Raw genomic sequence first — 9,326 nt, forward strand, 5'->3', positions numbered from 1 at the left:
CAGCGCACGCTCGACGTGGCGGATGTCGGCCTTGGCAACCAGCGCGACGGCCGGGGTCTGCGCGTCCAGCAGAGCACGCACCTGGGGGTCGTCGGACGCATGACGGTGGCCAGATCGAGCGTGGCGTCGGGGCGCTCGGTCGCCCGCATGGCGTGGCGGAGCCGGTCCAGCTCGCTCATCGGCGGGCCTCCTCGTCGGCCGTGCGCGGCGCGGCCGTGCGCAGCTTCTCCAGGGCTCGCGAGCTGGTGCTCTTGACGGTGCCTACGGATACGGCGAGTTCCCGGGCCACCTGCGCCTCCGGCAGGTCGAAGTAGTAGCGCAGCACGACGATGGCCCGCTCCCGGGGGCTCAGCGCGCCGAGGATGGTGACCAACCAGCGCCGGGTGGCCACGTCGTCGGCCACGTCGCCACGCCGCTGTTCCGGCACCTCCTCGGTGGGGTACTCCCGCATCGGCCGCCGCCACCGATCCACCAGGTGGTTGACGAGGGTGCGACGGGCGTACCCGTAGGCGTCGTCGTCGTGGATTCGCGACCACGACGCGTAGGTGCGCACCAGCGCGGTCTGCGCGGCGTCCTCGGCCTGGTGGTGGTCGCCGGTCATCAGGAACGCGGCGTGCACCAGTCGCGCGGACGCCGCCCGCGCGAACTCGACGAACTCCGCGTCACCCCGCGCCACCGCGAACCCTCCCCCGTGCCACACCCTTTCAGACGGGCGAGGCTCCGCGAAGGTTGAGTCCTCGCGACGTCAACCTTTTGCCGGGCTCACCCGTCTTCTCTCCCGCGTCGCCGCGGACCGGCACGCGAGGGGAGAAAGACATGTCGACGAAGGCTACCCGTCGGGGGTATCTGCCCCCAGTGGCGTTGCTGCTGGTCGTAGCGCTGCTCACCGGGTGTGGCCTGCCCGCCGCCGGGAAGGGACCGGCCGGTGGCGCCGCGAGCGGACCGGACCCCGCCGGCCTGCCCTCGGCGGGACCGGTCGCGACGGGACGTCCGGCGGGAGTGGCCGGAAGCGGCGGTGTCGCGCCGGCGGCGCCCACGGTCGTGCCGGTCAGCTATCCCGCCACCGGCAGCAACCGCTGGTCGGTGGCCGCGGCCGAGACGACGGGTGGCGGCGGGAGCACCGGCGGGTTGCTGCGCTACCGGGTCGCCGTGGAGCGCGACATCCGGGGCCTGCGGGTGGGCGACATCGCCACGGCGATCTCCGCGACGTTGAACGACCCTCGCGGGTGGACGGCGGACGGGACGTGGCGGCTGCGCCGGGTCGGCGCGAACGAACCCACCGACTTCACGATCTACCTGGCGACCCCGGGCACCCGCGACACCCTCTGCCAGGACGTGCCGGACGGCTACACGTCGTGCCGCAACGGCGCCCGGGTGGTCCTCAACGTGGCGCGCTGGGTCACGGGGGTGCCGGACTACGGCGCGAGCCTGGCCACCTATCGGCAGTACATGGTCAACCACGAGGTGGGGCACAAACTCGGGTTCGGTCACGAGCGCTGCCCGGGGCGGGGCCGGCCGGCGCCGGTGATGCAGCAGCAGACGCTGGGCCTGCACGGGTGCCGCGCCGGGGCCTGGCCGTACCCGAACGGCACGACCCGCTACCGCGGACCGGTCGGGGCGTACGACGACGAGATTCCACGGCGCGAGGGCGCCTACGCGGCGCACTGACCCCGACGACCGGGAGGCCGTCCGTCAGGTGCGGCGGCGGCGTTCCTGCTCGAGCCGCTCGTCCAGCCGACCCAGCTCGTAGATGGCGTTGAGGCTGGTCGGCAGGCGGCGGACATTGTCCGGCCCGGGGTCGGGATCCGGCCCCGGGTCCGGATCCGGCGCGGGAGCGGGATCCGGCGCGGGAGCGGCGGAGAAGTCGGGCGCGCGGCGACGCAGGAGCAGCAGTGCCAGCACCGCCAGGACGGCCGCGACCAGCAGGTAGGACACCGGCGGCCAGCCACCGCGGGCGGGGTTGGCGAGCGCCGGCGGGACCTCGGGCGCCGGGGTGTCGACGGTGCGCACGGGCACGGCGACCTCGTCGGCGTCGGCGCCGGAGCCTTCGGCCGGCCGGCCGGGGGCGGCCGGTGCTCGGACACCGGCCGACGACCCGGCGGGCGCGGCGGTCGCACCGGGCGCGGTCGGGCTGGGCTGGCCGGTCGCTGGTGGCCGGGTCGGCGCGGACGTCGCGGTGGGGTTGACGCTCGGCGTCGGCGTCGCACTCGGCGCACCCTGGCCGCCGAGCAGATCGTCGACGACCCGGCCGACGCCACCGAGGATGTCGCCGACCGGGCCCGAGGTGGCCGATGGGGACGGCGCGGGCGCGAGGGCGAGGGTCAGCGCGAGGACGACGACGGTAGGCACGGGTCCACCTCGAATGTGTCGACTGCCAGGCACAGTACCGCGTTGTGGGACGGCGTGGGTGACACCGCCACGTCGGGTCGGGGCCTTTCCCGACCTCGGGTCGGAGCAGGGGCACGCACTCCCCCGCGGTCGGCCGGCGACCGACGGCCGCCGGCCACTGTTACCCAGCGGTTACGCCGCGGCGAAGCTCGCGTGCCGCGGGCGGGCGACCGTGACGGCAGAGGGTCACCGGCAACGCTGCCGCGACGTGACCCCGGCATCGAGCGGAGAGAGCACCATGAGGATCAGGAGCACACTTACCGCGTTGGCGGTCGTCCTCGCCGGTCTGGTCGCCAGCGCGGGCAGCAGCACCGCGGCGGGCACCACGACCGGGTCGGCGTCCTGCGGGATCACCTGGGGCAGCGCGGACAAGTCGGCCGGCACGCTGAGCGACGCCCCGCTGGTCGCCGTACGGACCGGGCAGCACGACTGCTACGACCGGGTGGTCTTCGAGTTCGCCGGACCGGTCGACGGTTACGCGGTCGGCTACGGCGAGACGTGGACCGAGGGCGAGGGGCTGGCGCTGTCGCCGTACACCGCCGGGGGCGCGCTGCTGCGGGTCTCGCTGCGGGCCCCGGCGTACGACGCCGAACACCAGGGCACCGTGCCCTACGCGGTCGGCGAGCACGTCGCGAACCTGCTGCGCTGTTCAACGCTGCGCGACGTCGTCTTCGGCGGCAGTTTCGAGGGCTACAGCACCTTCGCGGTCGGCGTACGGGCTCGGTTGCCGTTCCGCACGTTCACGCTCGCCGGCCCCGGCACACACAGCCGCATCGTGCTGGACGTCGCCCACCAGTGGTGAGTGGAGCCGCAGTGGGGCGATCCGCTTGGCCGCCCGCCCGCCCGTCGAGGCGGACGGCCAAGCGGGCATCGTGCGCAGCCACCAACGCGACACCCGACCACGGGCAGCTAGCTCGCCGGGGTCTGCTCGGCTGCCTCTCCAGCCGCCTCGTCGGCCAGGTGCCAGACCTCCCGCATCGGGGCCCACCAGTCCCCCGATCCGGGTTCGGCGAGCGACTCCTGGCACGGGTCGGTCAGCTTCCACCACTCTTGAGTCTGCGGGTCGGCGGTGATGTACCGCAGGTCGGCCTCGTAGTCGTCACCGACGTACTCGTAGTAGCCGAAGAGCAGGTCGTCGTGGAGAAAGATGGTGTAGTTGCGGAAGTTCGCCTCGCGCAGCGTCTTCTCGACGCTCGGCCAGACCTCGGCGTGTAGGCGCAGGTAGGTCTCCCGGTGCTCCGGGCGAAGCCGGATCACGCAGCCATGACGTTGCACGTCGTGTCCTCTCAGGTGAACTGGTCACGCGGGTGGCGACGGCCCGGAGCAGGTTGGCCATCGACGGCCATCGCGTTGGCGACCCGATGGTAGCCGTAGCCAAGATCGAGGATCACCCGCCGAAGGTCGAGGGCGACCGTTCCGTGCCCCGGACCCGACCGGGCCGCCGACACCGACCGTTTCGCCAGGGCTGCGCAGCGTCGCGGCGGGTCTACCCTCAGGTGGTGGAGGGCAGCGTGCTGGTGGTCGAGGACGACGCCTCCATCCGGGAGGTCACCGCCCTCGGTCTGCGTCGCGCCGGCTTCCGGGTCGACACCGCCGTCGACGGGCGGCAGGCGCTCATGACCTGGCGAGCGCACCCGGTCGACGCGATCGTGCTCGACGTGATGCTGCCCGGCCTGGACGGTCTGGAGGTCTGCCGGGAGATCCGACGCACGAGCCAGGTGCCGATCCTCATGCTGACCGCCCGTACCGACACGCTCGACGTGGTGGTCGGCCTCGAATGCGGCGCCGACGACTACCTGCGCAAACCCTTCGACCTGCCCGAGCTGGTGGCGCGGGTCCGCTCGGTGCTGCGACGGGCGAGCGCGCCGGCCGGGTCGCACACCATCGCCGTCGGCGACTTGGAGATCGATCCGGGCGGCTTCGTGGTACGCCGCGACGGCCGCGAGGTGACCCTGACCGCCACCGAGTTCCGTCTGCTGCTGGAGCTGGCCCGACGCCCCGGCCAGGTCTTCACCCGGGAACTGCTGCTGGACCTGGTCTGGGACCACCGTTTCCTGGGCGACTCGCGGCTCGTCGACGTGGCGGTGCAGCGGCTGCGCGCCAAGGTCGAGGACGACCCGGCGCACCCACGGCGCATCCGTACGGTGCGCGGCGCCGGCTACAAGCTGTCCACGCTCTGACGGGAGGTCGGCGATGGCCGGACGAGCGGTGGCGCCGGGCCGCCTGCGGCGCCGGCTGACGATCGCGTTCGTGCTGGTCGCCGGGGTGTCCGCCGGCCTGCTCGCCGGTGGGGCGGGAGTGCTGCTGCGACAGTCCTGGTTGGACGCCTCGCTGCACCAGGCCGCCGCCGACGCGCGCTACCAGCTCCTGCTCGCCGGTGAGTTCCTGCCCCTGACCGAGCAGCGCGGCACCGAACTGCTCGCCAGCTTCGAGGGCAGCGGCCGGCACGTCGTCCTCGTCGACGGCCCGACCCGCCCCTCCCATCCCGCGTACGCCCCCGCCCTGGGCACGCGACTGCGGGCCGCGGTCGCCGACGGGCAGCTCGCCTACCAGCGCTCGGCGCCGGGCCAGCGACCCCGACTGCTGGTGGTCGGCGGACGCATCCCCGGCTCGACCGCGGAGCTGTACGTGATCACCGTGGAGGACGACATCGCCGCCGACCTGGGTCAGGTGCGCACCGCGCTGCTGGCCGGCTGGGTGCTCGTCGTGCTGGTCGCCGCCGGGGTGGGCCATCTCCTGGCCCGCCGCACCCTGGAGCCGGTGGGTCGGGCCAGCCGCGCCGCCCGGGCGCTCACCGAGGGGCTGCTCGCCACCCGCCTGCCGGTACGCGGGCGCGACGAGTTCAGCGTCTGGGCGGCGTCGTTCAACGAGATGGCCGAGGCGCTGGAGTCGAAGATCGCCGCCCTGTCGGCCGCGCAGGCCCGGGAGCGGCGGTTCACCGCCGATGTGGCGCACGAGCTGCGTACCCCGGTGACCGCCCTGGTGGCTGCGGCCTCGCTGCTGCGCGAGCAGCTGGACCGGCTGCCCGACGACGCCCGGCCGGCCGCCCGGCTGCTGGTGGGCGACGTGGTCCGCCTGCGTCGCCTGGTCGAGGACCTGATGGAGATCTCGCGGCTGGACGCAGGGCGGGAACGGCCGAACGTCGAGCCGGTGGACGCGCCGGCGCTGCTGCGCACGATCGTCGCGGCGCGCGGCTGGTCGGAGCGCGTGCTGGTCACCGGCGACCCGGTCGCGCTGCGCACGGACCCGCGTCGCCTGGAGCGTGTCCTGGCCAACCTGGTCACCAACGCGGTCGAGCACGGCGGCGGCGAGATCCGGGCGACCGTCACCGGGGCGGGCGCGCTCGTCGTCTTCGAGGTCACCGACCAGGGGCCGGGCATTCCCGCCGAGCACCTGCCGCACGTGTTCGACCGGTTCCACAAGGTCGACGCCTCGCGTTCCGCGCCGGGCAGCGGGCTCGGCCTGGCCATCGCCCGGGAACACGCCGCCCTGCTCGGCGGGGTGCTGAGCGTCCGCAGCGCGCCGGGTGCCGGCGCCCGGTTCCGTCTGGAGCTGCCCGCGTACGGCCCGGACGGGCCGCCCGGCGGCGTGCCACGCCCGGCGGGGCACCTCGACGAGGACGCCGAGGCGGCGACCGCCGGCCCGACGGGCGGTGACGGATGAGCCGCCGCGGCGCGGTCCGAGCAAGCCAGCGCGGCGCGGTCAGCGTGCGCCGGCGCGGCGGGTGGCGCGCGGTCGGTGTGCCGGTGCTCGTCGCCGCGCTTCTGCTCGGCGCGTGCGGCACGCCCCGCTCCGGCGTCCTGGGCGCGGCGCCCACCGCGCCGCCGCACAGCACCCCGCCCGCCGGAGGCCCGACCTCCGCGCCCACCCCGCCGTCCGGGCCACCACCGTCGCCGGTGGCCACCCGCACCGCGCCGCGTCCGCCGGCACCGACAGCCACCGCCACGCGCCGGGCGGACCCGGTGACGATCGAGCTGTGGTACGTGCGAAACGGCCTGCTCGTCCCCACCCGGCGCACCCGGCCGGCCACCCTCACGACGTCCCGGCTCGCGCTGACCGAACTGGCCGCCGGGCCAACGCCGGCCGAGGCCGCCACCGGGATGGTCACCCTGCTGCCGGCCGGTGTCGAGGTCACCCGGATCACCGACGGCGTGGCGACGCTCGGTCCCGTTCCGTCCGGCAACGACCCGGCGGAGCGTCGGCGGCTGCGCGAGGCGCAGGTGGTGTGGACGCTCACCCAGTTCCCCACCGTCCGGCAGGTCCGCTTCCCCGGCGGGGCACCGGTCGGCCGGGCCGACTATCCGGACCTGCTCGCGCCGATCGTGGTGACCGCCCCGAGCGTCGGCGAGCGGGTCACCGCCCCCCTCACCGTCACCGGCACCGCCGACGTGTTCGAGGCCACGGTGAGCATCCGGGTGCTGGACGCCGCCGGCCGGGAGGTGGCCACCGGCTTCGGCACCGCCAGTTGCGGCAGTGGCTGCCGGGGCGCCTACCGGCTGGTGGTCGGCTGGCGCACGGCCCGGGAGCAGCACGGCACGATCGAGGTGTACGAGGTGTCCCCGCGCGACGGCGCCCGGATCAACACCGTGGCCGTGCCGGTGATCCTCGCGCCCACCGGGAGCTGACCACGGGATTCATCCGCCCGACGTGGGACAGAAACGTAACCGTTTCGTCCGCCGGGTGCGACGCACCTCATAAAAGCCTGCAGGAACGGCCAGCAACGAACTAGGGTCGGTACGACATCGTTTCGCGGGGGGTCTTCGGGTGTTGGATGGTAAGCAGGTGAGCGCGGGCGTCGGGGTGCCGGCCGCCCGGGCCGCGCGCTGCACGTCCAGCGACCTGTTCACGATGGTGATCGACCTGCTGCGCGAGGTCGGCTACGACCGGATGACCATCGACGCCGTCGCCGCCCGCGCACACGTGAGCAAGGCCACCATCTACCGGCGGTGGGACGGCAAGGCCGAGCTGGTCGTCGCCGCCCTGCGCGACCGTCAGGTCGGCGTGCACAACCCGCCCGACACCGGCTCGCTGCGGGGCGACCTGATCGAGCTGCTGCGTGCCACCGCAGCCATCTGCGTCGCCGACTGCGACCTGATGCAGGCGCTGACCTTCGCCATGCGGACCAGCCCGGAGCTGGAACGCCTGGTACGCCACCAGGTGCTGCCCGCCGGGCGGGTGGCCAGCACGGCCATCCTCGTCCGCGCCGCCGCCCGCGGGGAGATCCCCCCGGACGCCGGTGAACGGGAGCTGTTCCACGACCTGGCGCCCGCGCTCACCCTGTCCCGCGTCGTCGCGCACGGCCTGCCCGCCGACGATGCGTTCCTCACCCAGGTCGTCGACCAGGTGCTGATCCCGGTGCTCCGCTACCAGCACGACCGCCCGTCCCAGGCCTGATCCCTCGACATCCGCACCACGGAAGGCTTCACCATGCCCGGAACCACCTCGACAGCCCCCGGCGCACCCGGCGCCGGGACGTCGACAGGCGCGCCGCACCCGCGGCGCTGGATCGCGCTGGCGGTCATCGCGGTCTCACAGCTGATGGTCGTCCTGGACGCCACGATCGTGAACATCGCGCTCCCGCAGGCCCAGGCGGACCTGGGGATCACCGACGCGAACCGGCAGTGGGTGATCACCGCCTACACGCTGGCCTTCGGCGGTCTGCTCCTGCTCGGCGGCCGGATCGCCGACTACTGGGGTCGCAAGCGCACGTTCCTCGTCGGCATGGTCGGCTTCGCGCTGGCGTCCGCGCTGGGCGGTCTGGCCACCAGCGGCGAGATGCTGTTCGCCGCCCGCGCGTTGCAGGGCGCCTTCGGCGCGCTGCTCGCCCCGGCCGCGCTGGCGCTGCTCACGGTGCTGTTCACCGAGGCCACGGAGCGGGCCAAGGCGTTCGCCGTGTACGGCGCGATCGCCGGCGGTGGGTCCGCGGTCGGGCTGCTGCTCGGCGGGGTGCTGACCGAGTACGCCGACTGGCGCTGGTGCCTGCTGGTCAACATCCCGGTCGCCGCCGTCGCGATCGCCTTCGCGATCCCGCTGGTGCCGGAGAGCCGGGCGCACGGCAACACCCGCTACGACGTGCCCGGCGCGGTCGTCGTCACCGCCGGCCTGGTCTCCCTGGTGTACGGCTTCACCAAGGCCGCCGAGGACGGTTGGGACGCCACCGCGACGCTCGGCTTCATCGCCGCCGGTGTGGTGCTGCTGGCCGCCTTCGTGGTGATCGAGCTGCGCTCCAACCACCCGCTGCTGCCGCTGCGGATCATCCTGGACCGCAACCGGGGCGGGGCGTACCTCGCCTCCACGCTTATCGGTGCCGGCCTGTTCGGGGCGTTCCTGTTCCTCACCTTCTACTTCCAGGTGGTGTTGCAGTACAAGCCCCTCGAGGCAGGGCTCGCGTCGCTGCCGGTCACCGTGGGCGTGCTGATCGCGGCGGGTGGCGCCAGCCAGCTGATGCCGAAGGTGGGCGCAAAGCCGCTGATGGTCGGCGGTGCCGTGCTCGCCGCCGTGGCCATGCTGACGCTCACCCAGATCGACGTGGACACCTCGTTCCTCACCCTCCTGCTGCCCGCCCAGGTCATCCTCGGCATGGGCCTCGGCTTCACCTTCGTGCCGCTGTCCAGCCTCGCGCTGGTCGGGGTGCCGGAGCACGACGCCGGAGCGGCCAGCGCGACGCTGAACGCGACGCAGCAGATCGGCGGCTCGCTGGGCACCGCGCTGCTGAACACCTTCTACACCAGCGCGGTGGCCGCGTACCTGGTCGGCCGGGCGCCGAACCCGGTCACCCAGGTCGAGGCGCTCGTGCACGGCTACCGTGTGGCGTTCGCCTGGGGCGCGGCCCTGATCGTGCTCGCCGGGCTGGTCACGCTGGTCCTGGTGAAGGTGCGCAAGGAGGACATCCCCGCCGGCAACGCCGTGCCCATGGGCTGAGCCGGACGACACGGCCG

The 9,326-nt window shown here is 74.1% G+C and carries 10 protein-coding genes; 7 read left to right on the top strand and 3 right to left on the bottom strand.

Annotated features, from left to right (window positions below):
* Positions 1–175 precede the first annotated feature (175 nt).
* On the bottom strand, positions 176–676 hold the full coding sequence (locus AB0J68_RS18960) for a SigE family RNA polymerase sigma factor (protein ID WP_354862204.1): 501 nt from the start codon (positions 674–676) through the stop codon (positions 176–178).
* A gap of 140 nt (positions 677–816) precedes the next feature.
* On the opposite strand from AB0J68_RS18960, the gene AB0J68_RS18965 reads away from it, so the two are divergent.
* The gene (locus AB0J68_RS18965; RefSeq protein ID WP_363939652.1) at positions 817–1,668 is read left to right on the top strand and encodes a DUF3152 domain-containing protein; all 852 of its coding nucleotides are present in this window, start codon (positions 817–819) and stop codon (positions 1,666–1,668) included.
* Positions 1,669–1,692: 24 nt separating this feature from the next.
* Here AB0J68_RS18965 and AB0J68_RS18970 read toward each other — a convergent pair whose 3' ends face one another.
* Positions 1,693–2,349 (bottom strand): hypothetical protein, encoded by a 657-nt coding sequence (locus AB0J68_RS18970; RefSeq protein WP_363939654.1) that lies wholly within the window; start codon positions 2,347–2,349, stop codon positions 1,693–1,695.
* 277 nt (positions 2,350–2,626) lie between these two features.
* Here AB0J68_RS18970 and AB0J68_RS18975 point away from each other — a divergent pair, with 277 nt between their 5' ends.
* The gene (locus AB0J68_RS18975) at positions 2,627–3,190 is read left to right on the top strand and encodes a hypothetical protein (protein WP_354863087.1); all 564 of its coding nucleotides are present in this window, start codon (positions 2,627–2,629) and stop codon (positions 3,188–3,190) included.
* Between the two features lie 107 nt (positions 3,191–3,297).
* Here AB0J68_RS18975 and AB0J68_RS18980 read toward each other — a convergent pair whose 3' ends face one another.
* Entirely contained in the window at positions 3,298–3,645 is a 348-nt protein-coding gene (locus AB0J68_RS18980) for an L-rhamnose mutarotase (protein ID WP_363939656.1), read from the bottom strand.
* Positions 3,646–3,887: 242 nt separating this feature from the next.
* Between AB0J68_RS18980 and AB0J68_RS18985 the strand changes: the two genes are divergently transcribed.
* The 5 genes from AB0J68_RS18985 to AB0J68_RS19005 all read left to right on the top strand — a co-directional run bounded on the left by AB0J68_RS18985 (position 3,888) and on the right by AB0J68_RS19005 (position 9,309).
* Positions 3,888–4,568 (top strand): response regulator transcription factor, encoded by a 681-nt coding sequence (locus AB0J68_RS18985; protein ID WP_363939658.1) that lies wholly within the window; start codon positions 3,888–3,890, stop codon positions 4,566–4,568.
* Between the two features lie 13 nt (positions 4,569–4,581).
* Entirely contained in the window at positions 4,582–6,051 is a 1,470-nt protein-coding gene (locus AB0J68_RS18990; protein ID WP_363939660.1) for a HAMP domain-containing sensor histidine kinase, read from the top strand.
* Positions 6,048–7,013, top strand: a complete 966-nt coding sequence (locus tag AB0J68_RS18995) for a Gmad2 immunoglobulin-like domain-containing protein (RefSeq protein ID WP_363939662.1) — start codon at positions 6,048–6,050, stop codon at positions 7,011–7,013. Before AB0J68_RS18990 ends, AB0J68_RS18995 begins: the two co-directional genes overlap by 4 nt.
* Before the next feature lie 157 nt (positions 7,014–7,170).
* Entirely contained in the window at positions 7,171–7,782 is a 612-nt protein-coding gene (locus AB0J68_RS19000) for a TetR/AcrR family transcriptional regulator (RefSeq protein WP_363939663.1), read from the top strand.
* A 33-nt stretch (positions 7,783–7,815) separates the two neighbouring features.
* Positions 7,816–9,309, top strand: coding sequence for an MFS transporter (locus tag AB0J68_RS19005; protein WP_363939665.1), 1,494 nt, complete (start codon positions 7,816–7,818; stop codon positions 9,307–9,309).
* Positions 9,310–9,326: the final 17 nt, after the last annotated feature.

This window comes from Micromonospora sp. NPDC049580, from assembly GCF_040675595.1.
Classification (GTDB): domain Bacteria; phylum Actinomycetota; class Actinomycetes; order Mycobacteriales; family Micromonosporaceae; genus Micromonospora.